Origin of the sequence: Enterobacter cloacae complex sp. P14RS (genome assembly GCF_014895895.1) — a bacterium.
Lineage (GTDB): Bacteria > Pseudomonadota > Gammaproteobacteria > Enterobacterales > Enterobacteriaceae > Enterobacter > Enterobacter bugandensis.
Window position 1 is genome coordinate 505242 of the sequence record NZ_JADBQM010000006.1, and the last position, 26828, is coordinate 532069.

The 26828-nt window shown below is 56.3% G+C and carries 23 protein-coding genes; 22 read left to right on the top strand and 1 reads right to left on the bottom strand.

Annotation, left to right across the window (positions count from 1 at the left end; translation table 11 throughout):
* Nucleotides 1-151 precede the first annotated feature (151 nt).
* The 3 genes from udk (at nucleotide 152) to asmA (ending at nucleotide 3339) form a co-directional block, all read left to right on the top strand.
* Nucleotides 152-793 (top strand): uridine kinase, encoded by a 642-nt coding sequence (udk, locus tag IM295_RS06390; protein WP_008500855.1) that lies wholly within the window; start codon nucleotides 152-154, stop codon nucleotides 791-793.
* Nucleotides 794-884: 91 nt separating this feature from the next.
* The gene (gene dcd / locus IM295_RS06395) at nucleotides 885-1466 is read left to right on the top strand and encodes a dCTP deaminase (protein WP_028013805.1); all 582 of its coding nucleotides are present in this window, start codon (nucleotides 885-887) and stop codon (nucleotides 1464-1466) included.
* A gap of 22 nt (nucleotides 1467-1488) precedes the next feature.
* Nucleotides 1489-3339: an outer membrane assembly protein AsmA gene (gene asmA / locus IM295_RS06400; RefSeq protein ID WP_045260421.1), complete on the top strand. Its 1851-nt coding sequence runs from the start codon at nucleotides 1489-1491 to the stop codon at nucleotides 3337-3339.
* Nucleotides 3340-3431: 92 nt separating this feature from the next.
* Here asmA and IM295_RS06405 read toward each other — a convergent pair whose 3' ends face one another.
* Nucleotides 3432-5015, bottom strand: a complete 1584-nt coding sequence (locus tag IM295_RS06405) for a TerC family protein (protein ID WP_045260420.1) — start codon at nucleotides 5013-5015, stop codon at nucleotides 3432-3434.
* Nucleotides 5016-5707: 692 nt separating this feature from the next.
* Between IM295_RS06405 and IM295_RS06410 the strand changes: the two genes are divergently transcribed.
* The 19 genes from IM295_RS06410 to wcaL all read left to right on the top strand — a co-directional run bounded on the left by IM295_RS06410 (nucleotide 5708) and on the right by wcaL (nucleotide 26820).
* The gene (locus tag IM295_RS06410) at nucleotides 5708-6847 is read left to right on the top strand and encodes a polysaccharide export protein (RefSeq protein ID WP_014170829.1); all 1140 of its coding nucleotides are present in this window, start codon (nucleotides 5708-5710) and stop codon (nucleotides 6845-6847) included.
* Nucleotides 6848-6853: 6 nt separating this feature from the next.
* Nucleotides 6854-7297, top strand: coding sequence for a low molecular weight protein-tyrosine-phosphatase Wzb (gene wzb, locus IM295_RS06415; RefSeq protein WP_041909108.1), 444 nt, complete (start codon nucleotides 6854-6856; stop codon nucleotides 7295-7297).
* Nucleotides 7298-7299: 2 nt separating this feature from the next.
* Entirely contained in the window at nucleotides 7300-9462 is a 2163-nt protein-coding gene (gene wzc, locus IM295_RS06420) for a tyrosine-protein kinase Wzc (protein WP_045260419.1), read from the top strand.
* Between the two features lie 116 nt (nucleotides 9463-9578).
* Nucleotides 9579-10421 carry a colanic acid biosynthesis glycosyltransferase WcaA gene (gene wcaA, locus IM295_RS06425; RefSeq protein WP_028013800.1) on the top strand — a complete coding sequence of 281 codons (843 nt, stop codon included), beginning with the start codon at nucleotides 9579-9581 and terminating at the stop codon, nucleotides 10419-10421.
* On the top strand, nucleotides 10421-10912 hold the full coding sequence (wcaB, locus tag IM295_RS06430) for a colanic acid biosynthesis acetyltransferase WcaB (protein WP_045260418.1): 492 nt from the start codon (nucleotides 10421-10423) through the stop codon (nucleotides 10910-10912). The genes wcaA and wcaB overlap by 1 nt, the downstream gene beginning before the upstream one ends.
* Nucleotides 10909-12126, top strand: a complete 1218-nt coding sequence (wcaC, locus tag IM295_RS06435; RefSeq protein WP_193066413.1) for a colanic acid biosynthesis glycosyltransferase WcaC — start codon at nucleotides 10909-10911, stop codon at nucleotides 12124-12126. The genes wcaB and wcaC overlap by 4 nt, the downstream gene beginning before the upstream one ends.
* A complete protein-coding gene (wcaD, locus tag IM295_RS06440; RefSeq protein WP_014884505.1) occupies nucleotides 12101-13321 on the top strand; it encodes a colanic acid polymerase WcaD in 1221 nt (406 codons plus the stop codon). The genes wcaC and wcaD overlap by 26 nt, the downstream gene beginning before the upstream one ends.
* A 16-nt stretch (nucleotides 13322-13337) precedes the next feature.
* Nucleotides 13338-14084 carry a colanic acid biosynthesis glycosyltransferase WcaE gene (gene wcaE / locus IM295_RS06445; protein ID WP_028013796.1) on the top strand — a complete coding sequence of 249 codons (747 nt, stop codon included), beginning with the start codon at nucleotides 13338-13340 and terminating at the stop codon, nucleotides 14082-14084.
* A 15-nt stretch (nucleotides 14085-14099) separates the two neighbouring features.
* The gene (gene wcaF / locus IM295_RS06450; protein ID WP_045260414.1) at nucleotides 14100-14648 is read left to right on the top strand and encodes a colanic acid biosynthesis acetyltransferase WcaF; all 549 of its coding nucleotides are present in this window, start codon (nucleotides 14100-14102) and stop codon (nucleotides 14646-14648) included.
* A 24-nt stretch (nucleotides 14649-14672) separates the two neighbouring features.
* Complete coding sequence (gene gmd, locus IM295_RS06455; RefSeq protein ID WP_003863514.1) at nucleotides 14673-15794, top strand: GDP-mannose 4,6-dehydratase; 1122 nt, start codon at nucleotides 14673-14675, stop codon at nucleotides 15792-15794.
* 2 nt (nucleotides 15795-15796) lie between these two features.
* Nucleotides 15797-16762 (top strand): GDP-L-fucose synthase, encoded by a 966-nt coding sequence (locus IM295_RS06460; protein ID WP_193066414.1) that lies wholly within the window; start codon nucleotides 15797-15799, stop codon nucleotides 16760-16762.
* Between the two features lie 2 nt (nucleotides 16763-16764).
* Complete coding sequence (locus IM295_RS06465; protein WP_074135958.1) at nucleotides 16765-17244, top strand: GDP-mannose mannosyl hydrolase; 480 nt, start codon at nucleotides 16765-16767, stop codon at nucleotides 17242-17244.
* Entirely contained in the window at nucleotides 17241-18464 is a 1224-nt protein-coding gene (gene wcaI / locus IM295_RS06470; protein ID WP_045260413.1) for a colanic acid biosynthesis fucosyltransferase WcaI, read from the top strand. The genes IM295_RS06465 and wcaI overlap by 4 nt, the downstream gene beginning before the upstream one ends.
* A 3-nt stretch (nucleotides 18465-18467) precedes the next feature.
* Nucleotides 18468-19904 carry a mannose-1-phosphate guanyltransferase gene (cpsB, locus tag IM295_RS06475; protein ID WP_028013792.1) on the top strand — a complete coding sequence of 479 codons (1437 nt, stop codon included), beginning with the start codon at nucleotides 18468-18470 and terminating at the stop codon, nucleotides 19902-19904.
* Nucleotides 19905-20013: 109 nt separating this feature from the next.
* Nucleotides 20014-21384 carry a colanic acid biosynthesis phosphomannomutase CpsG gene (gene cpsG, locus IM295_RS06480; protein ID WP_041909126.1) on the top strand — a complete coding sequence of 457 codons (1371 nt, stop codon included), beginning with the start codon at nucleotides 20014-20016 and terminating at the stop codon, nucleotides 21382-21384.
* A gap of 46 nt (nucleotides 21385-21430) precedes the next feature.
* Entirely contained in the window at nucleotides 21431-22825 is a 1395-nt protein-coding gene (wcaJ, locus tag IM295_RS06485) for an undecaprenyl-phosphate glucose phosphotransferase (protein WP_028013790.1), read from the top strand.
* A gap of 1 nt (nucleotide 22826) precedes the next feature.
* Nucleotides 22827-24305 carry a colanic acid undecaprenyl disphosphate flippase WzxC gene (gene wzxC / locus IM295_RS06490; RefSeq protein WP_193066415.1) on the top strand — a complete coding sequence of 493 codons (1479 nt, stop codon included), beginning with the start codon at nucleotides 22827-22829 and terminating at the stop codon, nucleotides 24303-24305.
* 17 nt (nucleotides 24306-24322) lie between these two features.
* A complete protein-coding gene (gene wcaK / locus IM295_RS06495; RefSeq protein ID WP_193066416.1) occupies nucleotides 24323-25603 on the top strand; it encodes a colanic acid biosynthesis pyruvyl transferase WcaK in 1281 nt (426 codons plus the stop codon).
* On the top strand, nucleotides 25600-26820 hold the full coding sequence (gene wcaL, locus IM295_RS06500; RefSeq protein WP_193066417.1) for a colanic acid biosynthesis glycosyltransferase WcaL: 1221 nt from the start codon (nucleotides 25600-25602) through the stop codon (nucleotides 26818-26820). The genes wcaK and wcaL overlap by 4 nt, the downstream gene beginning before the upstream one ends.
* Nucleotides 26821-26828: the final 8 nt, after the last annotated feature.

Below are 26828 nucleotides of genomic sequence, written 5' to 3' on the forward strand. Positions count from 1 at the left end.
TCTCTCAGGGAGCAATGCGCCACTTTTAAGCCTGTCTCGCAGAACCTGCGCATTCGACTGGTATCACGCCCGCGAAATCCCTATAATTGCCGCGTTTGACGCTCCGGCGTCGTCCTTCCTTAACATCCAGGTTATTCAGGTCGCTAAATTTATGACTGATAAGTCTCATCAGTGCGTCATTATAGGCATCGCCGGCGCATCGGCTTCAGGTAAAAGTCTAATTGCCAGTACGCTTTATCGCGAACTGCGTGAACAGGTAGGTGATGAGCATATCGGCGTCATTCCCGAAGACAGCTACTACAAAGATCAATCCCATCTGTCGATGGAAGAACGTGTAAAAACCAACTACGACCACCCGAATGCGATGGATCACAGTTTACTGTTCCAGCATTTAGAAGCGCTTAAGAGCGGCCAGGCGATCGAACTGCCCGTTTACAGTTACGTAGAACACACCCGTACCCAGGAAACGATCCGCATCGAGCCGAAGAAGGTCATTATCCTTGAAGGCATCCTGCTCCTGACCGATGCCCGCCTGCGTGAATCCATGAACTTCTCCATCTTCGTCGATACCCCGCTGGATATCTGCCTGATGCGCCGCATCAAGCGTGACGTTAACGAGCGCGGCCGTTCGATGGACTCCGTCATGGCGCAATACCAGAAAACGGTCCGTCCGATGTTCCTGCAGTTTATTGAACCATCCAAACAATACGCCGATATCATCGTGCCTCGCGGGGGCAAAAACCGCATTGCTATTGATATCTTAAAAGCGAAAATCAGCCAGTTTTTTGAATAAGCCGCGCGAATTGTGTACCGTTCAGAGATAACCTGGTTTTACCCTGAGCGTTCAACGGCTCAGGGTACGATGCATGAAAGGAGAAAGAACCATGCGTCTTTGCGATCGTGATATTGAAGCCTGGCTGGATGAAGGCCGCTTGTCTATTACCCCACGTCCCCCCGTGGAGCGCATCAATGGGGTGACCGTTGATGTACGGTTGGGGAATAAATTCCGCACCTTTAGCGGCCATACTGCGCCGTTCATCGACCTCAGCGGGCCGAAGGATGAAGTCAGCGCCGCGCTCGATCGCGTCATGAGTGATGAAATCATCATTGACGAAGGTGAAGCTTTTTATCTACACCCGGGTGAACTGGCGCTGGCGGTGACGTATGAATCCGTGACCCTGCCTGCGGATCTCGTCGGCTGGCTTGATGGCCGTTCTTCTCTGGCCCGCCTGGGGCTGATGGTTCACGTAACCGCGCACCGTATCGACCCAGGCTGGTCCGGCCGTATCGTGCTGGAGTTCTTCAACGCCGGTAAACTGCCGCTGGCGCTGCGCCCCGGAATGATGATCGGTGCATTAAGCTTTGAACCGCTCACAGGCCCGGCAGACAGGCCTTATAACCGCCGCCAGGACGCAAAATACCGCGACCAGCAGGGTGCGGTTGCCAGCCGTATTGATAAAGACTGATCGTTAGTCCATTGAGGATGCCATGAGAAGAGTTCTGACAACGCTGATGATTTTGCTGGTAGTGCTGGTTGCTGGCCTTTCGGCGTTGGTTCTGCTGGTTAACCCGAATGATTTCCGCGCTTACATGGTGCGGCAGGTCGAGGCACGCAGTGGTTACCAACTGAAGCTTGACGGGCCACTGCGCTGGCACGTCTGGCCGCAGCTCAGCATTCTCTCTGGCCGCATGTCGTTAACCGCGCCTGGCGCGGCACAGCCGCTGGTCTCTGCGGACAACATGCGTCTCGATGTGGCGCTGATCCCCCTCATCTCCCATCAGCTGCAGGTTAATCAGGTGATGCTGAAGGGCGCGGTCATTCAGCTTACCCCGCAGACCGAAGCCGTGCGCGACGCGAATGCGCCGGTTGCGCCGCGCGAGAATACCTTACCGGATGAACCGTCCGACACGGGCTGGTCCTTTGATATAGGCAAACTGAAAGTGGCCGATAGCGTGCTGGTGTTCCAGCATGAGGATCAGGAGCAGGTCACCGTTCGCAACATCAACCTGCAGATGGAACAGGATGAACACCATCTTGCGTCGCTGGAATTTAGCGGACGGGTAAACCGCGACCAGCGCGATCTGTCCCTCTCGTTGAATGCAAACGTGAATGCGTCGGACTACCCGCATCAGCTGACGGCCGACATCCAGCAGCTTAGCTGGCAGCTGACGGGAGCGGATCTCCCGACCCAGGGGATCGCCGGGCAGGGGACGCTGCAGGCCGTATGGCGCGAAGAGCAAAAACAGCTGGCGCTGGATAACCTTAATCTGCAGGCCAACGACAGCAGCCTGAAAGGGCAGGCGAGCGTCACGCTCGACGATAAGCCGAAGTGGGTGCTGAACCTGCAGTTTGACAAGCTCAACCTGGAGAACATCCTGCCACCGGTGCCGGCAAGCGCAACGGACAGCGATGCCGTGCAGACGGGGCAAAGCCAGTCACCGGTGTCGCGTCCGGTTATCTCGTCCAACCTTGAACAGCCTGACTATAACGTGCTGCGCGGCTTCACGGCGGATATTCTGCTGAAAGCCAACAGCGTGCGCTGGCGCGGTATTGATTTTACCGACGTGAGCGGCCAGATGTTCAACCACAACGGGTTGCTGGTAATTTCAGAACTGAGCGGCAAAATGGGGGTGGGTCACCTGTCACTTCCGGGTACGCTGGACGTGCGTAAGGACGTTGCCAGCGCTGAATTCCAGCCGCGTCTCGACAACGTTGAGATTGGCAGCATCCTCAAAGCCTTTAACTATCCGATATCCCTGACGGGTCAGCTGACGCTGGCGGGCGATTTCTCAGGCACCAAAATTGATGCCAACGCCTTCCGCCGTGAGTGGCAGGGCGAGGCGCATGTTGACCTGAAAGATTCGCGAATGGAAGGGCTCAACTTCCAGCAGCTGGTTCAGCAGGCGGTGGAGCGCAGCAGCGATGTTAAAGCCCAGGAAAACTACGACAGCGCAACTCGCCTCGACAGCTTCACCACTGACCTGACGCTGGATAACGGGGTGCTGACGCTGGCCGGGATGCAGGGAACTTCATCTATGCTGTCGTTAACCGGAGAAGGCTCGCTGGATCTCGTCAAAGAGACGGCGGACACGCGCTTTAACGTCCGGGTGCTTTCCGGCTGGCAGGGCGAAAGCAAGCTGATTGACTTCCTCAAAGAGACGCCGGTTCCGCTTAGCGTATACGGCAAATGGCAGGCGCTGAACTACAGCCTTCAGGTAGATCAGATCCTGCGTAAGCATCTGCAGGATGAAGCGAAGCGTCGGCTCAACAGCTGGGCGGATCGTAATAAAGATTCCCAGAACGGCAAGGATGTGAAGAAGCTGCTGGATAAGCTTTGACGGCGGTGCGGCCTGATGCCCTCACCCGGACCCTCTCCCACGGGAGAGGGAGCAAACACTAAAACGGCAACGGGGTTGCCGTTTTGGTTTACCTAAACCTCAAAATCCAGCTCTTCCTCATCCCGCAGTGGAATTAGCTGCACTTTCTGCACGCGATGGTTTTCAATCTGCAGGGTTTTAAGCAGATAGTCGCCCACCTGAACCTCTTCTCCCGGCTGCGGGATGCGCTGCAAATACTCCATCAGCAGACCGGCAATGGTGTGGTATTCCCGTTTTTCATCCAGCGGTAGCGGCACGAACTGCACAAGGTCTTCCAGCGGCATGTGGCCGTTGGCCGTCCACGAGCCGTCAGCGTTTTTCTGAATGTCGTGGCGGGCATCAATCTCATCCACCTCGTTTGGCAGATTACCGGCGATGGTTTCCATTACGTCGCTGAGCGTGACCAGCCCTTCCACCGAACCAAATTCATCCACCACAAACGCGAAGTGGGTGCGCGCGTTGCGGAACTGCTCCAGCGCGGAGAGCAGCGGAAGCGCTTCCGGGAAGACCAGCGGCTGGCGTACCAGCGCGCGCAGATTGAGCGGCTCGCCGTGCAGCTGCTGCTGGAGCAGGTCAATCACGTGTACCACCCCCAGCAGCTCCTCTTCCTCTTCACCGCCGGTGACCACCACGCGGGTGTGCTGGTTTTTATCCAGCAGGGCGCGGATCTGCTCTTCCGGTGCCGTGAGGTCAATATGCTCAATGTCATGCCGGGAGGTCATGATGCTGCTGACCGTGCGCTGATTCAGGTTAAGCACGCGCTCGATCATCAGCCGCTCCTGCGGGTTAAAGATCTGCCCGTCGCTGTGATCGGCCAGCAGGGCAGAGGATTCGGCGTCCAGCTCGGCATCCTCTTTCCTGCCGCTCAACAGGCGCATCACGGTGTCGGCCGTGCGCTGGCGCAGGGTCTGATTCGCGGAGAGAAACCGGCGGCGGTTAAATATCGCCAGCTGGTTGAGCGCTTCAATCATGACGGAGAAGCCAATGGCGGCGTACAGGTAGCCTTTCGGAATGTGGAAGCCGAAACCGTCGGCGACCAGGCTAAAGCCAATCATCAGCAGGAAGCTGAGACAGAGGATCACGATTGTCGGGTGGCTGTTCACAAAGCGGGTCAGTGCTTTGCTCGCCATCACCATCAGCGTGATGGCGATAATTACCGCGGCCATCATGACGGCGAGATGGTCCACCATCCCGACGGCGGTAATCACCGAATCCAGGGAGAAGACCGCATCGAGCACCACAATTTGCGCCACCACCGGCCAGAATCTCGCCCCGCGTCGCTGGGTCGGGTTCTCGCTGTCCTTGCCTTCGAGCCGCTCGTTAAGCTCCACCGTGGCTTTGAACAGCAGGAACAGCCCGCCGAAGAGCATGATCAGGTCGCGCGCGCTAAAGCTCAGGCCGCGAACGGAGAACAGAGGCTGAGTGAGTGTGACCATCCAGGAGATAGAGGCCAGCAGCAGTAAACGCATCACCATCGCCAGCAGCAGACCCGTCACGCGCGCGCGGTCGCGCTGGGAAGGGGGCAGTTTTTCAGCGAGGATGGCGATAAACACCAGATTATCGATACCGAGCACTAATTCGATGACGACCAGCGTCACCAGCCCGGCCCAGATTGATGGATCGGCAATCCATTCCATAGTAATAGCAATACCTTCTGTTATATGACGAATGTCACACTTCGATCATGGATAAAGCTGGGGGAAAATGCAATGTCGGGCTGAGATTTCTCTTAATACGATGCGTAAAAAAGAGAGCAGTCTCAGATGAGTGTAAATAAGCAAAATACGTATATTTTATTATTTTGAGTGCTTTTTAGGATATATCGCAGATAATGGTTTTTACTCTCTTTTTGTCAATATAAAGAAAATCCTAAAAGGTCAAAACTTTGCTCTTAATATTAATCTTAAAAACAGATATTAGGACAGTTGTCTCCTTGCCTGCTATTAGGTTAGCTGCAACAATTCTCCCAGCATCAAATGTTAAATCTTGTTGTTGCTATTATTGTTTTGGTCTTCGGAATGGTCATTCATTATCCGTTGTGTATTTCAAGCGGCTGATATATTTCCAGAAGACCTTACTCAAGAGGGTGTCTATCCATAACACATTGTTTAGTCAGTGGATTGGTAACTGAAAGCCAAGGGCGGTAGCGTGCCTGAAAGCGTGTGAATCAGCCTCGATTATTCTGTCAATAGCCAATGGATGAATAAGCTTTTTTTAGGACTGATGCCAGTTATATTTCTATTTGATTAACTGCATGCTGAAACCCAATACGTCTCAGGCTTATTTAAATTGCACAGGATAATTACTCTGCCAAAGTGATAAATAATCAATGATGAAATCCAAAATGAAATTGATGCCATTATTGGTGTCTGTGACCTTGATGAGTGGTTGCACGGTCTTTCCCGGCAGCAATATGTCAACAATGGGTAAGGATGTGATCAAGCAACAGGATGCCGATTTTGATCTCGACAAAATGGTGAATGTTTACCCACTTACGCCACGTCTGGTCGAACAATTACGTCCACGTCCGAATGTTGCCCAGCCGAATATGTCTCTGGACCAGGAAATTGCCTCCTATCAGTATCGCGTGGGGCCGGGCGACGTGATCAACGTGACCGTCTGGGACCACCCTGAACTGACCACGCCAGCGGGCCAGTACCGTAGCTCAAGCGACACCGGGAACTGGGTACAGTCAGATGGCACCATGTTCTATCCGTACATTGGTAAAGTACATGTCGCCGGGAAAACGCTTGCCGAGATCCGTAGTGATATTACCGGCCGCTTAGCGCAGTACATCGCCGACCCGCAGGTGGACGTTAATATCGCCGCATTCCGCTCGCAAAAAGCCTATATCTCCGGTCAGGTGAATAAATCCGGCCAGCAGGCCATCACCAACGTACCGCTCACCGTTCTGGACGCCATTAACGCCGCGGGCGGTTTAACCGACGGCGCCGACTGGCGCAACGTGGTGCTGACCCACAACGGCAAAGAGCAGCGCATTTCGCTGCAGGCGCTGATGCAAAACGGCGACCTGACCCAGAACCGCCTGCTCTATCCGGGCGATATTCTCTACGTACCGCGCAACGACGATCTGAAAGTCTTCGTGATGGGTGAAGTGAAGAAACAGAGCACCCTCAAAATGGACTTCAGCGGCATGACCCTGACCGAAGCGCTGGGCAATGCTGAAGGTATCGATCTGACCACCTCTAACGCGACCGGTATCTTCGTCATCCGTCCGCTGAAGGGTGAAGGCAGCGCGAAGGGCAAGATTGCCAACATCTACCAGCTGGATATGTCCGATGCGACGTCTCTGGTGATGGCGACGGAGTTCCGTCTCCAGCCATACGATGTGGTTTACGTCACCACCGCGCCGGTTGCCCGCTGGAACCGTCTGATCAACCAGTTGCTGCCAACCATCAGTGGCGTTCGCTACATGACGGATACGGCGCGCGACATTCATACCTGGTAATCCGCGATGTTTAACAAAATTCTGGTGGTATGCGTGGGGAACATTTGCCGTTCCCCCACGGCTGAACGGCTGTTGAAACAGTACCAGCCCGAGTTAACGGTCGAGTCCGCAGGGCTGGGCGCGCTGGTGGGCAAAGGTGCCGACGAGCGCGCCGCGAGCGTGGCCCGCGATCACAACCTCTCTCTTGACGGGCATATCGCCCGCCAGGTCACCGGCCGCATGTGCCGGGAGTATGACCTGATTCTGGCAATGGAAAAACGCCATATTCATGCGCTGTGCGATATCGCTCCGGAGATGCGCGGCAAGGTGATGCTGTTTGGTCACTGGGACAACGAACGCGAAATCCCCGATCCGTATCGCAAGAGCCATGAAGCCTTCGAGGCGGTTTACACCTTACTTGACCAGTCTGCCCAACAGTGGGCGCAGGCACTGAAAGCTCAGCAGGGATAACAATGACAGAAAAAACAAGACCTTCTGCCGCCCCGACTTCGGGCAGTGATGAAATTGATATTGGTCGCCTGGTCGGCACGGTTATCGAGGCAAAGTGGTGGGTGCTTGGCATTACTGCCGTGTTTGCCGCAGCGGCCGTCGTGTATACGCTGTTCGCCACACCTATCTACAGCGCCGACGCGCTGGTGCAGATCGAGCAGAATACCGGCAACTCGCTGGTGCAGGATATCGGCTCCGCGCTGGCGAACAAACCGCCAGCATCCGACGCTGAAATTCAGCTGATCCAGTCGCGTCTGGTGCTGGGTAAAACGGTTCACGACCTCGGACTCGACATCTCCGTCACCAAAAATACGTTCCCGATCTTCGGTGCCGGCTGGGACCGTCTGATGGGGCGCAGCAATGACACCGTAAAGGTCACTGACTTTGTGCTGCCGAAAGGGGCGGGGGATCAAACCTTTACCCTGACGGTGCTGGGCCCGAAACAGTATCAGCTGACCAGCGATGCGGGCTTTAGCGCACGCGGCGAAGTGGGGCAGATGCTGAACAAAGACGGCGTTAGCATGATGGTTAGCGCGATCCACGCCCAGGAGGGCGGTGAATTCACCGTCACCAAATTCTCCACGCTGGGGATGATCAACAATCTGCAGAACAACCTGACCGTCACCGAAAACGGTAAGGACACCGGCGTGCTGAGCATGACCTTTACCGGTGAAGATAAGGATCAAATTCGCGACATCCTGAACAGCATTACCCGCAACTACCTTGAGCAGAACGTCGAGCGCAAGTCGGCGGAAGCGGCGAAAAGCCTGGCGTTCCTCGCTAAACAGCTCCCGGAAGTGCGTGCCCGTCTGGATGATGCCGAGAACAAGCTGAATGCCTACCGTCAGGATAAAGACTCCGTCGACCTGCCGCTGGAGGCGAAATCGGTTCTCGACTCGATGGTAAATATTGATGCGCAACTCAACGAGCTGACCTTCAAAGAGGCAGAGATTTCCAAGCTATACACCAAACGCCACCCGGCCTACCGCACGCTGCTGGAGAAGCGCCGCACTCTCGAAGAAGAGAAGGCGAAGCTGAACGACCGCGTGACCGCGATGCCGAAAACGCAGCAGGAGATTGTGCGCCTGACCCGCGACGTGGAGTCCGGACAGCAGGTTTACATGCAGCTGCTGAACAAACAGCAGGAACTGAAAATCACCGAGGCCAGCACCGTGGGCGACGTGCGCATCGTCGACCCGGCCATTACCCAGCCTGGCGTGCTGAAGCCGAAGAAAGCGCTGATTATTCTCGGCAGCATCATTCTTGGCCTGATGCTCTCTATCGTTGGCGTCCTGCTGCGCTCGTTGTTCAACCGCGGTATCGAAAGCCCGCAGGCGCTGGAAGAGAGTGGTATCAACGTCTATGCCAGCATTCCGCTGTCTGAGTGGCAAAAATCCCGTGACAGCGTCAAGACCATCAAGGGCGTTAAGCGTTACAAACAGAGCCAGCTGCTGGCCGTGGGTAACCCAACCGACCTGGCGATTGAAGCGATCCGCAGCCTGCGTACCAGTCTGCACTTCGCCATGATGCAGGCTAAAAACAACGTCCTGATGTTAACCGGCGTCAGCCCGTCAATCGGTAAGACCTTTGTCTGTGCCAACCTGGCGGCCGTGGTGAGCCAGACCAACAAGCGCGTGCTGCTGATCGACTGCGATATGCGTAAGGGTTATACCCACGAACTGCTGGGCACCAACAACGTGAACGGTCTGTCGGAAATCCTGCTGGGTCAGGGAGAGATTAGCCAGAGCGCCAAGCCGACCTCGATTCCGAGATTCGACCTGATCCCGCGTGGTCAGGTGCCGCCGAACCCGTCTGAACTGCTGATGAGCGAACGCTTCACCCAGCTGATTGAGTGGGCGAGCAAAAACTATGACCTGGTGCTGATCGATACGCCGCCAATTCTGGCCGTGACCGATGCCGCCGTGGTTGGCCGTCATGCGGGTACCACGCTGATGGTGGCGCGCTATGCGGTGAATACCCTGAAGGAAGTGGAAACCAGCCTGAGCCGCTTCGAGCAGAACGGCATTGAGGTGAAAGGGGTCATCCTGAACTCCATCTTCCGTCGTGCGACCGGGTACCAGGATTACGGTTATTACGAGTACGAATACAAGTCTGACAGCAAATAACAAAACACCCCCCCTCACCCTAACCCTCTCCCCAGAGGGGAGAGGGAACTGTCCGGTGCCGCCTTTCACCCTCTCCCCTCAGGGGAGAGGGCCGGGGTGAGGGGTAGGAGGAAAAGATGACCACACAACGCCCTTTAGTTTCTATCTATATGCCGACATGGAACCGTCAGCAGCTGGCGATCCGCGCTATTAAGTCGGTCTTACGTCAGGATTACGATAACTGGGAACTGATCATCGTGGATGACTGTTCTTCCTCGTATGAACAGCTGCAAAAATTTGTCACCGAACTCAACGATCCGCGCGTGATGTATACCCATAACCCGATTAACTCCGGGGCGTGCGCGGTGCGTAATCAGGCGATTATGCAGGCCAAAGGGCAGTATCTGACCGGCATCGACGATGACGACGAATGGACGCCGAACCGCCTGTCCGTCTTCCTTTCGCATAAGGAGCAGCTGGTCACGCACGCTTTTCTGTATGCCAACGACTATGTTTGCCAGGGCGAGGTTTACTCGCAGCCCGCGAGCCTGCCGCTGTATCCGAAATCACCGTACTCTCGTCGCCTGTTCTACAAGCGCAACATTATCGGTAATCAGGTCTTTACCTGGGCGTGGCGCTTTAAAGAGTGCCTGTTCGATACCGAACTGAAGGCCGCGCAGGATTACGACATCTTCTTGCGGATGGTGGTGGAGTACGGCGAGCCGTGGAAAGTGGAAGAGGCCACGCAGATCCTGCACATCAACCACGGGGAGATGCAGATCACCTCCTCACCGAAGAAGTTTTCAGGCTACTTCCATTTTTACCGCAAGCACAAGGACAAGTTTGACCGTGCCAGCCGCAAGTATCAGCTCTTTACCCTGTATCAGATCCGCAATAAGCGCATGAACTGGCGCACCCTGCTGACGTTGCTGTCGGTGCGTAACGGCAAGCGTCTGGCTGACGGGCTTCGGGGGAAATAATGTTTCTGGAAGATTGCCGCGCAAACAGCTGGAGCCTGCGCCCGTGCTGCATGGTTCTGGCGTACCGCATCGCGCACTTTTGCTCGGTGTGGCGCAAGAAAAACGTACTGAACAATATCTGGGCGGCACCGATTCTGGTGCTGTACCGCATCATCACCGAATGCTTTTTTGGCTATGAAATCCAGGCCGCTGCCACCATTGGCCGCCGCTTTACCATCCACCACGGCTATGCGGTGGTGATCAACAAGTTCGTGGTTGCGGGAGATGATTTCACCATTCGCCACGGGGTGACGATCGGCAACCGCGGGCCGGACAGCCTGGCCTGCCCGGTGATCGGCAATAACGTCGAGCTGGGGGCGAACGTGGTGATGATTGGCGACATTACGATTGGTAACAACGTGACGATCGGGGCGGGCAGCGTGGTGCTGGACAGCATTCCGGATAACGCGCTGGTGGTGGGAGAGAAAGCCCGCGTGAAGGTGATTAAATGAACATTCTGCAATTTAACGTACGCCTCGCAGAAGGCGGAGCGGCAGGCGTGGCGCTGGATCTGCACCAGCGTGCCCTGCAAAAAGGACTTCAGTCCCGGTTTATTTACGGCTACGGCAAAGGCGGCAAGAAAAGCGTCAGCCATGATAACTTCCCGCAGGTGCACAAGCACACGCAGCGTCTGACCTCTGTTGCCAACATTGCGCTGTTCCGCCTGTTTAACCGCGATCTGTTTGGCAACCTGAACAGTCTTTATCGCACCGTGACCCGCACTACCGGCCCGGTTGTGCTGCATTTTCACGTGCTGCACAGCTACTGGCTGAATCTGGAAGAGGTGGTGGCGTTTTGTCAGAAGGTGCAGGCCCACAAGCCCGACACCCGCTTCGTCTGGACGCTGCACGATCACTGGAGCGTAACCGGACGCTGCGCGTTTACCGACGGCTGCGAAGGCTGGAAAGATAGCTGCCAGAAATGCCCGACGTTGAGCAACTATCCGCCGGTGAAGGTGGATCGCGCGCATCAGCTGGTAGACGGAAAGCGTCAGTTGTTCCGCGACATGCTTTCGCTCGGCTGCACGTTTATCTCCCCGAGCCAGCACGTGGCCGACGCCTTCAACAGCCTGTATGGGGCAGGGCGCTGTCAGATTATCAACAACGGTATCGACGTGGCGACGGAAGCCATCCTGGCCGAGCTGACGCCGGTGGCGGAAACCGCGGGCAAACCGAAAATTGCCATCGTTGCGCACGATCTGCGCTACGACGGCAAAACCAACCAGCAGCTGGTGCGCGACATGATGGCGCTCGGCGACAAAATTGAACTGCATACCTTTGGCAAATTCTCGCCGTTCGAAGGCGCTAACGTGGTGAATCACGGGTTTGAAACCGACAAGCGCAAGCTGATGAGTGCCCTGAATGGTATGGACGCGCTGGTGTTCAGCTCTCGCGTGGATAATTACCCGCTGATCCTCTGCGAGGCGCTCTCCATCGGCGTGCCGGTGATTGCCACCCACAGCGATGCAGCGCGCGAAGTGCTGGAAAAATCGGGCGGAAAAACCTTCGCCGGGCACGAGGTCCTGCCTCTGGTGCAGCTGCCGAAGGCGCAGATCGCCGAGGCTGTTTTTGGCACTGACCTGGAATCGTTCCGCAACCGCAGCCGCAAGGCCTACAGTGGACAACAGATGCTGGAGGAGTATGTCTCGTTCTATCAGAATCTGTAGTTATCTGCTGCTGCCGCTGATCTACCTGCTGGTCAACGTTAAAATTGCCCAGCTCGGCGAAAGCTTCCCGATAACCATCGTGACTTTTTTGCCCGTTCTGCTTCTGCTGTATGTCGATAAAATCAACCTGAAGAAGCTGATGATTGCCCTGGGGCTGGGCACGGGTCTGACGCTGTTTAACTACATCTTTGGCCAGTCGCTGGATGCCAGTAAATACGTCACTTCAACCATGCTGTTTGTTTATATCGTTATTATTATTGGCATGGTCTGGAGTATTCGCTTCAAAACTATTTCACCGCACAATTATCGGAAAATCCTCAGGTTCTTTTATATTGCCGTTGCGTTAATTGTTATGCTTGCCGCACTGGAAATGGCGCAGATTATTTTGACCGGTGGCAGCAGCCTGATGGAGATAATTTCGAAATATCTCATTTACAGTAACAGCTATGTACTGAACTTCATTAAGTTTGGTGGGAAGCGTACAACGGCGCTCTATTTTGAACCGGCGTTTTTCGCTCTGGCGTTAATCTCAATTTGGCTCAGCATCAAACAGTTTGGTATCAAAACGCCTAAGACCGATGCTATGATTCTTGCAGGAATCGTTCTGTCTGGATCGTTCTCAGGGGTAATGACATTTATCCTGTTTTACCTGCTGGAGTGGGCGTTCCAGTACCTGAACAAAGATGCGATTAAGAAAAAACTGCCGCTGGCGATAATCTCTCTGACGGTATTTTTAGTAGGCGTCATATTCGCGTTTCCGTACATTTCAGAACGTCTGGGTGATTTGGGAACGGAAGGGTCATCGTCCTATTATCGCATCATTGGTCCGCTGGTGATGGTGGGTTATTCCTTAACCCATATCGATGGTGTAGTAAGATTCGGCTCACTTTACGAATATGTTGCATCATTCGGAATCTTTAACGGTGCGGATGTCGGTAAAACCATAGACAATGGTCTGTATCTGTTAATTATTTATTTTTCATGGTTCGCCGTACTGTTGACGCTGTGGTATCTGTTTAAAGTTTTCAAAATGATGATCAACGCGTTTGGTGATAACCAGAACTTTCGCGTGCAGCTTTATCTTTTTACGCCGGTGTCGCTGTTTTTTACCGGGTCAATATTTAGCCCGGAATATGCTTTCTTGATTGTCTGTCCGTTTATTTTGCGTAAGGCGCTTAATATTACGAACGTATGACGAAATGAGGTGATTTATGTTTCTTAGCGTCATTACTGTCGCTTTTCGTAATTACGAAGGGGTGGTAAAAACCTGGCGCTCGCTGCGCAACCTGGCGCGCGATCCAAGCCTCACCTTTGAGTGGATCGTGGTCGACGGCGGCTCGAACGATGGCACGGCGGAGTTTCTGGAAAAACTCAACGGTGAGTTCAACTTACGCTACATCAGCGAGAAAGATAAAGGCATCTACGATGCGATGAACAAGGGCATTACTATGGCCCAGGGCCGTTATGCCATCTTCCTCAACTCCGGCGATATTTTCCACGACGACGTGGCGCTGTTTGCTCGTCAGCTGGCGCGCCAGAAAGAGGATGCCATGTATATTGGCGATGCGCTGCTCGACTTTGGCGACGGGCATAAAGTTTGCCGCAGCGCCAAGCCAGGCTGGTATATCTACCACAGCCTGCCGGCCAGCCATCAGGCCATTTTCTTCCCGGTAAACGGTCTGAAAAAACAGCCTTACGATTTGCAGTACAAGGTGTCATCCGATTATGCGCTGGCCGCCAGCCTGTATAAATCAGGTTACCCGTTCCGTCGAATTAAAGGGCTGGTATCTGAATTTTCGATGGGCGGCGTGTCAACGTCTAATAATCTGGAATTATGCCAGGATGCAAAAAAGGTGCAGCGTCAAATATTACGCGTGCCGGGATTCTGGGCGGAATTGTCTTATTTATTACGCCTGCGTACCACAGGTAAAACGAAAACCTTATATAACAAAGCCTGAATATAAGGAAACGCAATGCAGGATTTAAAAGGTTTCTCCGTGCCGAAAGGTTTTCGGGGCGGGAACGGTATTAAGGTACAGCTGTGGTGGGCGGTTCAGGCAACCTTATTTGCCTGGTCGCCGCAAATACTGTACCGCTGGCGAGCCTTTTTATTGCGCCTGTTTGGCGCAAAAATCGGAAAAAACGTAGTTATTCGACCTTCGGTAAAGATTACCTACCCCTGGAAATTAACCCTCGGGGATTACGCCTGGGTAGGGGATGACGCGGTGTTATATACCCTGGGCGAGATTACGATTGGCGCAAATTCGGTGGTTTCACAGAAGTGTTATTTGTGCACCGGCAGCCACGACTTTATGAGCCCGCATTTTGATATTACCGCTTCGCCTATTGTGATCGGTGAAAAGTGCTGGCTGGCAACGGATGTTTTTGTTGCACCAGGTATTTCTGTTGGCGATGGCACGGTAGTCGGTGCCCGCAGCAGCGTTTTTAAATCGCTACCGGCAAATAAAGTTTGCCGTGGCAACCCCGCAGTGGTGATACGCGAACGCGTTGAAACTGATTAAATTCATAAGTAGAGGAATATAAACATGTCTAAAGTCGCTCTCATCACCGGCGTTACCGGGCAGGATGGTTCTTACCTGGCAGAACTGCTGCTGGAGAAAGGGTATGAAGTGCACGGTATTAAACGTCGTGCCTCTTCATTCAACACCGAACGTGTGGATCACATTTATCAGGATCCTCACGCGGCAAACCCGAAATTCCACCTGCACTACGGCGACCTGACCGATACCTCCAACCTGACCCGTATCCTGCAGGAAGTACAGCCGGATGAAGTGTACAACCTGGGGGCGATGAGCCACGTTGCGGTCTCCTTCGAGTCCCCGGAATACACTGCTGACGTTGACGCCATGGGTACCCTGCGTCTGCTGGAGGCGATTCGCTTCCTCGGTCTTGAGAAGAAAACTCGCTTCTACCAGGCATCTACCTCCGAGCTGTACGGCCTGGTGCAGGAAATTCCACAGAAAGAGACCACGCCGTTCTACCCGCGCTCTCCGTATGCGGTAGCAAAACTGTACGCCTACTGGATCACCGTGAACTACCGTGAATCCTACGGCATGTACGCCTGTAACGGCATTCTGTTCAACCACGAATCCCCGCGCCGCGGCGAAACCTTCGTGACCCGTAAAATCACCCGCGCGATCGCCAACATTGCTCAGGGTCTGGAATCTTGCCTGCACCTCGGCAACATGGACTCCCTGCGTGACTGGGGCCATGCCAAAGACTACGTGAAAATGCAGTGGATGATGCTGCAGCAGGAACAGCCAGAAGACTTCGTTATCGCGACCGGCGTGCAGTACTCCGTGCGTCAGTTCGTTGAGATGGCTGCGGCGCAGCTGGGCATCAAACTGCGCTTCGAAGGCACGGGCGTGGAAGAGAAGGGTATCGTTGTGTCCGTGACCGGCCACGACGCGCCGGGCGTGAAGCCAGGCGACGTGATTGTCCAGGTTGACCCGCGTTACTTCCGTCCTGCTGAAGTAGAAACCCTGCTGGGCGACCCAACCAAAGCGCACGAGAAGCTGGGCTGGAAACCAGAAACCACTCTGCAGGAGATGGTATCCGAGATGGTGGCCAAAGATCTTGAAGCAGCGAAAAAACACTCCCTGCTCAAGTCTCATGGCTACGAGGTTGCCATCGCGCTGGAGTCCTGAGAATGACAAAACAACGTATTTTTGTCGCCGGTCATCGCGGAATGGTGGGTTCCGCGATTGTCCGCCAGCTGGAACAGCGCGGTGACGTAGAGGTGATTGTCCGCACCCGTGACGAGCTGAACCTGCTCGACAGCCGTGCGGTACAGGACTTCTTTGCGAACGAACGCATTGACCAGGTGTATCTGGCGGCGGCGAAGGTGGGCGGCATTGTCGCTAACAACACCTACCCGGCGGATTTCATCTACGAGAACATGATGATGGAGAGCAACATCATTCACGCGGCGCATCTGCACAACGTGAACAAGCTGCTGTTCCTCGGTTCATCCTGTATCTACCCGAAGATGGCGAAGCAGCCGATCGCCGAAAGCGAGCTGCTGCAGGGTACGCTGGAAGCGACTAACGAGCCCTACGCGATTGCAAAAATTGCCGGGATCAAGCTGTGCGAGTCCTACAACCGTCAGTACAACCGCGACTATCGCTCGGTGATGCCGACCAACCTGTACGGACCGCACGACAACTTCCACCCGAGCAATTCCCACGTGATCCCGGCGCTGCTGCGTCGCTTCCACGAGGCGACTGCCGAAAACGCCCCGGACGTGGTGGTGTGGGGCAGCGGAACGCCAATGCGCGAGTTCCTGCACGTGGACGACATGGCGGCTGCCAGCATTCACGTGATGGAGCTGGATCGCGAGGTGTGGCAGGAAAACACCGAGCCGATGCTGTCGCACATTAACGTGGGTACCGGCGTGGACTGCACCATCCGCGAGCTGGCGCAGACCATCGCGCAGGTGGTGGGCTACAAGGGCCGCGTGGTGTTTGACGCCACTAAACCGGACGGCACGCCGCGCAAGCTGCTGGACGTGACCCGTCTGCATCAGCTGGGCTGGTATCACGAGGTCTCACTGGAGCAGGGGCTGGCCAGCACCTACCAGTGGTTCCTGGAAAACCAGCACCGCTTCCGGGGGTAATGATGTTTTTAAGTCAGGAAGATTTTGCCACGGTAGTGCGTTCCACTCCGCTCATCTCGATTGATTTGATCGTGGAGAACGAACGCGGCGAGTTCTTGCTGGGGAAACGAACCAATCGTCCTGCACAGGGCTTCTGGTTCGTGCCCGGCGGGCGCGTGCAGAAGGATGAGACGCTGGTTGATGCGTTTGAGCGTCTCACTCTGGCGGAGCTGGGCCTGCAGCTGCCGATGGCAGCGGGCCAGTTTTACGGGGTCTGGCAGCACTTCTATGACGATAACTTTTCGGGCACCGGGTTCTCCACGCACTACATCGTGCTGGGGTTCCGCCTGAAGGTGAGTGAGGCAGACCTGCGTCTGCCTGATTCTCAGCATGACGATTACCGCTGGCTAACGCCAGAGGCGCTGCTGGCAAGCGACAACGTCCATGACAACAGTCGGGCGTACTTCCTCGCGGAACGTCAGGCCGAGGTGCCAGGACTATGAAAATCCTCGTCTACGGAATTAACTACTCGCCGGAATTAACCGGTATCGGGAAATACACCGGCGAGATGGTGGAGTGGATGGCGAGCCAGGGACATGACGTGCGGGTGATTACTGCCCCGCCGTACTACCCGGAGTGGAAGGTAGGCGAACGCTATTCCAGCTGGCGCTATCGCCGTGAAGAGGGGGCCGCGACCGTGTGGCGCTGCCCGCTCTACGTGCCGAAACAGCCCTCGACGCTGAAACGTTTAATTCATCTGGGCAGCTTTGCCCTCAGCAGTTTCTTCCCGCTGATGGCGCAGCGTCGCTGGAAGCCGGATCGCATTATCGGCGTGGTGCCGACGCTGTTCTGCACGCCGGGCATGCGCCTGCTGGGAAAACTCTCCGGCGCGCGCACCCTGCTGCACATTCAGGATTATGAAGTGGACGCTATGCTCGGTCTGGGTATGGCCGGGAAAGGCAAGGGCGGCAAGGTGGCGAAGCTCGCCAGCGCCTTTGAGCGCAGTGGCTTACACAACGTGGATTACGTCTCAACGATCTCTCGCTCGATGATGAATAAGGCGCAGGAGAAGGGCGTCCCGGCGGAGAAGGTGATCTTCTTCCCGAACTGGTCCGAAGTGGCGCGTTTTCGCGACGTGACGGAGCAAGAGGCTCAGGCGCTGCGCGCCCGGCTCGGTTTGCCTGAAGACCAAAAAATCATTCTTTACTCAGGCAACATCGGCGAAAAGCAGGGGCTGGAGAGCGTTATTGAAGCGGCCCAGCTGCTGATCGAACAGCCGTGGACGTTTGTGATTGTCGGACAGGGCGGGGGAAAAGCGCGGCTGGAAAAGATGGCCAGTGAACGCGGCCTGACCAACGTGAAGTTTTTCCCGCTGCAATCGTACGATGCGCTGCCCGCGCTGCTGAAAATGGCGGATTGCCATCTGGTAGTGCAAAAACGCGGCGCGGCGGATGCGGTGCTGCCGTCCAAGCTGACCAACATTCTGGCAGTGGGCGGTAACGCGGTGATTACGGCCGAAGCCGAAACTGAATTAGGCCAGCTGTGTGGCAGCTATCCGGGGATTGCCGTGTGCGTGGAGCCGGAATCGGTCCCGGCGCTGGTCACTGGCATTGAACAGGCACTCGCCATGCCAAAAGTGAACACGGTGGCACGTGAATATGCCGAACGCACGCTCGAGAAAGAGAACGTGCTGAGCCAATTTATTGCAGATATACGGGGATAAATCATGAGTCAAACCACTTTGTATCCGGTTGTGATGGCTGGTGGCTCTGGTAGCCGGTTGTGGCCGCTGTCCCGCGTGCTCTATCCAAAACAGTTCCTCTGCCTGAAAGGTGATCTCACCATGCTGCAGACGACGGTAAACCGTCTGCACGGCGTGGAGTGTGAAAGCCCGGTGGTGATTTGTAACGAACAGCACCGCTTTATCGTTGCCGAGCAGTTGCGCCAGCTGAACAAGCTCACGGAAAACATCATCCTGGAGCCTGCCGGACGTAATACCGCGCCCGCGATCGCCCTGGCGGCGCTGGCGGCAAAACGCAGCAGCCCTGACTGTGACCCGCTGATGCTGGTCCTGGCGGCAGATCACGTTATCCAGCAGGAAGACGCATTCCGCGACGCGGTGCGTGCCGCGATCCCTTACGCCGAGAGCGGCAAGCTGGTGACCTTCGGCATCGTGCCGGATCTGCCGGAAACCGGCTACGGTTACATCCGTCGCGGCAGCGTAACGCCGGGTGAGGGCGATAGCGTGGCGTTTGACGTGGCGCAGTTTGTCGAAAAACCGAATCTCGAAACCGCGCAGGCCTATGTCGCCAGCGGTGAATATTACTGGAACAGCGGGATGTTCCTGTTCCGCGCCGGACGCTATCTCGAAGAGCTGCGCAAATACCGCCCGGATATTCTGAACGCCTGCGAAAAAGCGATGGCGGTGGTAGACCCGGATCTCGACTTTATCCGCGTGGATGAAGAGGCGTTCCTCGCCTGCCCGGAAGAGTCTATCGACTACGCCGTTATGGAACGCACGGCTGACGCGGTGGTGGTACCGATGGATGCAGGCTGGAGCGACGTTGGCTCCTGGTCCTCCCTGTGGGAGATCAGCGCCCATACCCCGGAGGGTAACGTCCATCACGGCGATGTGATTAGCCACAAAACCGAAAACAGCTACGTTTACGCCGAGTCTGGCCTCGTCACCACCGTCGGGGTGAAGGATCTGGTGGTTGTCCAGACCAAAGACGCGGTGCTGATTGCCGACCGTAACGCCGTGCAGGACGTTAAAAAAGTGGTTGAGAAGATCAAGGCCGATGGCCGTCACGAACACCACATTCACCGTGAAGTGTACCGTCCGTGGGGCAAATATGACTCCATCGACGCGGGCGACCGCTATCAGGTGAAGCGCATCACCGTGAAGCCGGGCGAGGGGCTGTCGGTGCAGATGCACCATCACCGCGCTGAACACTGGGTGGTGGTGGCGGGTACGGCCAAAGTGACCATCGACGGCGAAGTGAAGCTGCTGGGTGAAAACGAGTCCATTTATATTCCGCTGGGCGCCACGCACTGTCTGGAAAACCCGGGAAAAATTCCTCTCGACTTAATTGAGGTGCGCTCCGGCTCGTATCTGGAAGAGGACGACATTGTGCGCTTCCAGGATCGCTACGGGCGAGTGTAGCACGCCGCATCATGCCCGGCGGCGCTGCGCCTGCCGGGCCTACGAATGACAAAAATAAATTTGGCCATTAAGTGGTCAGGGCCAACTGTTGCCTGAAAAAGGGGTCATCATGGAAAAATTAACCTGTTTTAAAGCCTACGATATTCGCGGCAAGCTGGGCGAAGAGCTGAACGAAGACATCGCGTGGCGCATCGGCCGCGCGTACGGCGAATATTTAAAACCTAAGACCATCGTGCTGGGCGGCGACGTGCGTCTGACCAGTGAATCCCTGAAGCTGGCGCTGGCAAAAGGGCTGCAGGACGCGGGCGTGGACGTGCTGGACATCGGCCTGTCCGGAACCGAAGAGATTTACTTTGCCACCTTCCACCTCGGCGTGGACGGCGGTATCGAAGTGACGGCCAGCCACAACCCGATGGACTACAACGGCATGAAGCTGGTGCGCAAGGGCGCGCGTCCGATTAGCGGCGACACCGGCCTGCGCGACGTGCAGCGCCTCGCGGAAGCTAACGACTTCCCGCCGGTGAACGACGCGAAGCGCGGCAGCTACAAGCAGATTAACCTGCAGAAAGAGTACATCGACCACCTGCTGGGCTACATCAACGTGGCGAACCTCAAGCCGCTCAAGCTGGTCATCAACTCCGGTAACGGCGCGGCCGGCCCGGTTGTCGATGCGCTGGAAGCCCGCTTTAAGGCGCTGAACGTGCCGGTGACCTTCGTCAAGGTACACAACACGCCGGACGGTAACTTCCCGAACGGTATTCCTAACCCGCTGCTGCCGGAGTGCCGCGACGACACCCGTAACGCGGTGATTGAGCACGGTGCCGATATGGGCATCGCCTTCGACGGCGACTTCGACCGCTGCTTCCTGTTCGATGAGAAAGGGCAGTTTATCGAAGGCTACTACATCGTTGGCCTGCTGGCGGAAGCGTTCCTGGAGAAAAACCCGGGCGCGAAGATCATTCACGATCCGCGTCTTTCCTGGAACACCGTCGACGTGGTGAAGGCCGCGGGCGGCGAGCCGGTGATGTCTAAAACCGGCCATGCCTTCATCAAAGAGCGCATGCGCGAAGAAGACGCCATCTACGGCGGCGAGATGAGCGCGCACCACTATTTCCGTGATTTTGCCTACTGCGACAGCGGGATGATCCCGTGGCTGCTGGTGACCGAACTCCTGTGCCTGAAGGGGCAGAGCCTGGGCGAGCTGGTGCGCGACCGCATGGCGGCCTTCCCGGCGAGCGGGGAGATCAACAGCAAGCTGGCGCAGCCGGCCGAGGCGATTGCCCGCGTAGAACAGCACTTTGCCATTCACGCGCTGGAGATTGACCGTACGGACGGCATCAGCATGGCGTTCCCGCAGTGGCGCTTTAACCTGCGTTCGTCCAACACCGAGCCGGTGGTGCGCCTGAACGTGGAATCCCGCGCTGATACGGCGCTGATGGAAGCCCGAACGAAGGACATTCTGGCGCTGTTGAATCAGTAACAATTGCCCCTCCCGGCGGGAGGGGGAACCGAATACAGGAACAACGATGACGAATCTAAAAAAACGCGAACGAGCGAGAACGAATGCATCGTTAATCTCTATGGTGCAGCGTTTTTCTGATATCACCATCATGGTCGGTGGATTGTGGGCGGTGTGTCGGATCAGCGGGCTGCCGTTCTTATATATGCATCTTCTGATGGCCCTGATTGCGCTGGTTGTGTTTCAGATGATCGGCGGAATGACCGATTTCTACCGCTCGTGGCGCGGCGTGAAAATGACCACCGAACTGATGCTGCTGCTGCAGAACTGGACCCTGAGCCTGATCTTCAGCGCCGGTCTGGTGGCGTTCAGCCATGATTTTGACAACCGCTTCGTGACCTATCTCTGCTGGTACCTGTTAACCAGCGTCGGCATGGTGGTGTGCCGTTCCCTGATCCGCTTTGGCGCGGGCTGGCTGCGTAACCGCGGCTATAACCGTCGCTTCGTGGCGGTGGCAGGCGATCTGCCGGTGGGGAGGGTGTTGCTCGACAGCTTCCGCAAAGAGCCGTGGTTAGGCTTTGAAGTGGTGGGGATTTATCACGACGCGAAGCCGGGTGGCGTGCCGTCTGACTGGGCGGGCAATTACGACCAGCTGATTGAAGACGCGAAAGCGGGCAAAATTCACAACGTTTATATTGCCATGCAGATGAAAGACGAAACCCGCATCAAGCAGCTGATGCGCGAGCTGGCGGACACGACCTGCTCGGTGATCCTGATCCCGGACGTGTTTACCTTCAACATTCTGCATTCCCGCATTGAGGAGGTGAACGGCGTGCCGGTGGTACCGCTGTACGACACGCCGCTGTCGGGGATTAACCGCGTGCTCAAGCGCGTGGAAGATATCGTACTCTCTTCGCTGATCTTACTGCTTATTTCCCCGGTGCTGTGCTGCATCGCTCTGGCGGTGAAGCTGAGCTCTCCCGGCCCGGTCATCTTCCGTCAGACCCGCTACGGCATGGACGGTAAGCCAATCATGGTGTGGAAATTCCGCTCCATGAAGGTCATGGAAAACGACAAGGTGGTGACCCAGGCGACGCAGAACGATCCGCGCGTCACCCGCGTGGGTAACTTCCTGCGCCGCACTTCGCTTGACGAGCTGCCGCAGTTCATCAACGTCTTTACCGGCGGCATGTCGATTGTTGGCCCGCGTCCGCACGCGGTGGCGCATAACGAGCAGTACCGTTCGCTGATTGAGGGCTACATGCTGCGCCATAAGGTGAAGCCGGGTATCACCGGCTGGGCGCAGATCAACGGCTGGCGCGGCGAGACCGACACGCTGGAAAAAATGGAAAAACGCATCGAGTTCGATCTGGAGTACATCCGCGAGTGGAGCCTCTGGTTCGATATCAAGATTGTTTTTCTGACCATCTTCAAAGGTTTCGTGAACAAAGCGGCGTACTAAGATGAGCTTACGTGAAAAAACCATCAGCGGCGCCAAGTGGTCAGCGATGACGACCATCGTCATCATTGGCCTCGGCCTGGTGCAGATGACGGTGCTGGCGCGCATTATCGATAACCACCAGTTCGGCCTGCTGACCGTCTCGCTGGTGATTATCGCGCTGGCCGACACGCTGTCTGACTTTGGTATCGCCAACTCCATTATCCAGCGCAAAGAGATCAGCCATCTTGAGCTGACCACGCTCTACTGGCTGAACGTGGGGCTGGGGATTTTCGTCTTTGTGCTGGTGTTCCTCCTGAGCGACACCATCGCCAGCGTGCTGCACAACCCAGACCTCGCTCCGCTGATGCGTACGTTGTCCTTTGCATTCGTGGTTATCCCGCACGGGCAGCAGTTCCGCGCGCTGATGCAGAAAGAGCTGGAGTTCAACAAGATCGGCATGATTGAAACCAGCGCCGTGCTGGCGGGCTTTACCTTTACCGTGGCGAGCGCCCATTTCTGGCCGCTGGCGATGACCGCCATCCTCGGTTACCTGGTTAACTCTGCCGTGCGTACGCTGCTGTTCGGCTACTTTGGCCGCAAGATTTACCGTCCGGGGCTGCACTTCTCTCTCGCGTCCGTCTCGTCCAACCTGCGCTTTGGCGCGTGGCTGACGGCGGACAGCATCATCAACTACGTGAACACCAACCTTTCGACGCTGGTGCTGGCACGTATTCTCGGCGCGAGCGTGGCGGGGGGCTACAACCTGGCCTATAACGTTGCGGTTGTTCCTCCTATGAAGTTGAACCCCATTATTACTCGCGTGCTGTTCCCGGCGTTCGCCAAGATTCAGGACGACACCGAGAAGCTGCGCGTCAACTTTTACAAGCTGCTTTCCGTGGTGGGGATTATCAACTTCCCGGTGCTGCTGGGGCTGATGGTGGTTTCCAGCAACTTCGTGCCGCTGGTGTTTGGCGAGAAGTGGAACGGCATTATCCCGATCCTGCAGCTGCTGTGCGTGGTGGGGCTGCTGCGCTCCGTGGGCAATCCGATTGGTTCTCTGCTGATGGCGAAGGCGCGCGTGGATATCAGCTTTAAATTCAACGTGTTCAAAACTTTCCTGTTTATTCCGGCGATCATCGTCGGCGGGCATATGGCGGGCGCCATCGGCGTCACGCTGGGCTTCCTGCTGGTGCAGATCGTCAATACCGTTCTGAGCTACTTCATCATGATCAAACCGGTGCTGGGCTCCAGCTACCGTCAGTACATCCTGAGCCTGTGGCTGCCGTTCTATCTCTCATTGCCGACCCTGGCGGTGAGCTACGGTCTGGGCATTATCCTCAGCGGGCATCTGCCGCTGGCCGCGCTGCTGGCGGTGCAGGTTGCCGCGGGCGCGCTGGCGTTTGGCGTGATGATTGTGCTGTCGCGCAACGCGCTGGTGGTAGAGATGAAGCGCCAGTTTTGCCGTAACGAAAAAATGAAAACGCTGCTTCGCGCAGGCTAGTTCTTTAAGAGGCCATTATGAAATTATTAATTCTTGGCAACCATACCTGCGGCAACCGTGGCGACAGCGCCATCCTGCGCGGTTTACTGGATGCAATAAACACCCTTAAGCCTGAGACTGAAGTGGACGTGATGAGCCGTTATCCGGTCAGCTCATCCTGGTTACTGAACCGCCCGGTGATGGGCGACCCGCTCTACAGCCAGATGAAACAGCACAACAACGCCGCGGGCGTGATGGGGCGCGTGAAGAAAGTGCTGCGCCGTCGCTACCAGCATCAGGTGCTGCTTTCCCGGGTGACCGATACCGGTAAACTGCGCAACATTGCTATCGCGCAGGGCTTTACCGATTTTGTTCGTCTGCTGTCCGGCTATGACGCCATTATTCAGGTCGGCGGCTCGTTCTTCGTCGATCTCTACGGCGTGCCGCAGTTTGAGCATGCGCTGTGCACGTTCATGGCGAAAAAGCCGCTGTTTATGATCGGCCACAGCGTCGGGCCGTTCCAGGATCCGCAGTTTAACCAGCTGGCAAATTATGTGTTTGGCCACTGCGACGCGCTGATCCTGCGCGAATCGGTCAGCCTCGACATGATGAAGCGTAGCGAAATTGACACCTCTAAAGTTGAACACGGCGTGGATACCGCCTGGCTGGTGGATCACCAGGACGATAACTTCCAGCCGAGCTACGCGGTGCAGCACTGGCTCGACGTGACGGCGAAACAAAAAACTGTCGCGATTACCCTGCGTGAACTCGCCCCGTTCGATAAGCGTCTTGGCACGACCCAGGCAGCCTATGAGAAAGCGTTCGCCGATGTAGTGAACCACGTACTGGACAGCGGTTATCAGGTGCTGGCGCTCTCAACCTGTACCGGTATCGACAGCTACAACAAAGATGACCGCATGGTGGCGCTGAACCTGCGCAACCTGGTGAACGACCCGTCCCGCTATCACGTGGTGATGGACGAGCTGAACGACCTGGAGATGGGCAAACTGCTCGCAGCCTGCGACCTGACGGTGGGTACCCGACTGCACTCGGCGATTATCTCCATGAACTTTGGCACGCCGGCCATCGCCATTAACTATGAGCACAAGTCCGCCGGGATTATGCAGCAGCTTGGCATGCCGGAGATGGCCGTGGATATTCGTCATCTGCTGGACGGATCGCTCGGTGCAATGGTGGGGGACACCCTGGGTCAACTGCCCGCGATCAATGAACGCCTGGCGGTGGCGGTGAAAGCCGAGCGCGAGAAGGGCATTGACATGGTGAAGTCGGTACTTGACCGCGTGCGGGAGGGGAAATGAAGGTTGGTTTCTTCTTACTGAAATTTCCGCTGTCGTCCGAAACGTTTGTTCTGAACCAAATTACCGCGTTTATCGATATGGGATATGACGTGGAGATCGTCGCCCTGCAAAAGGGCGACACCAAAAATACCCATGCGGCGTATACCCAGTATGGGCTGGAGGCTAAGACCCGCTGGCTGCAGGACGAACCGGCCGGGAAGCTGAGCAAGCTGCGCTACCGGGCCAGCCAGACGTTACGCGGGATCCACCGCGCGTCGACGTGGCGCGCGCTGAACGTTTCCCGCTATGGATCGGAATCTCGCAATTTAATTCTGTCGGCCATCTGCGGGCAAACGGCGCAGCCGTATCGTGCCGACGTGTTTATCGCCCACTTTGGACCGGCGGGGGTCACCGCCGCGAAACTGCGTGAGCTTGGCGTAATTGACGGCAAAATTGCGACCATCTTCCACGGTATCGACATTTCCAGCCGCGAGGTGCTGAACCACTACACGCCGGAGTATCAGGCGCTTTTCCGCCGCGGCGACATGATGCTGCCCATCAGCGACCTGTGGGCCGGTCGCCTGAAAAGCATGGGCTGTCCGGGGGAGAAAATTGCCGTGTCGCGTATGGGCGTCGATTTAACGCGCTTCACTCGCCGCCCGGTTAAGGTGCCGGGAAAACCGCTGCAGATCATCTCCGTAGCCCGTCTGACCGAGAAGAAAGGTCTGCACGTGGCCATCGAAGCCTGCCGACAGCTGAAGGCGCGCGGGGTGGCGTTCCACTATCGCATTCTCGGCATTGGCCCGTGGGAACGTCGTCTGCGCACGCTTATCGAACAGTATCAGCTGGACGATGTCGTCGAGATGCCGGGCTTCAAGCCGAGCCATGAGGTTAAAGCCATGCTCGATGAGGCGGACGTGTTCCTGCTGCCTTCGGTAACGGGCGCCGATGGCGATATGGAAGGCATTCCGGTGGCGCTGATGGAGGCGATGGCCGTTGGGATCCCGGTGGTATCGACGCTGCACAGTGGGATCCCGGAGCTGATCAAATCTGATCATTCCGGCTGGCTGGTGCCGGAGAATAACGCGATGGCTCTTGCGGATCGATTGGCTGCTTTCAGCGACATCGACCAGCAGGCGCTGGAGCCTGTGCTCCAGAATGCCCGACAAAAAGTTGAAACCGATTTTAACCAGCAGGTAATCAATCGCCAGTTAGCGAGCCTGCTGCAAACGCTGTAACGCCGAGG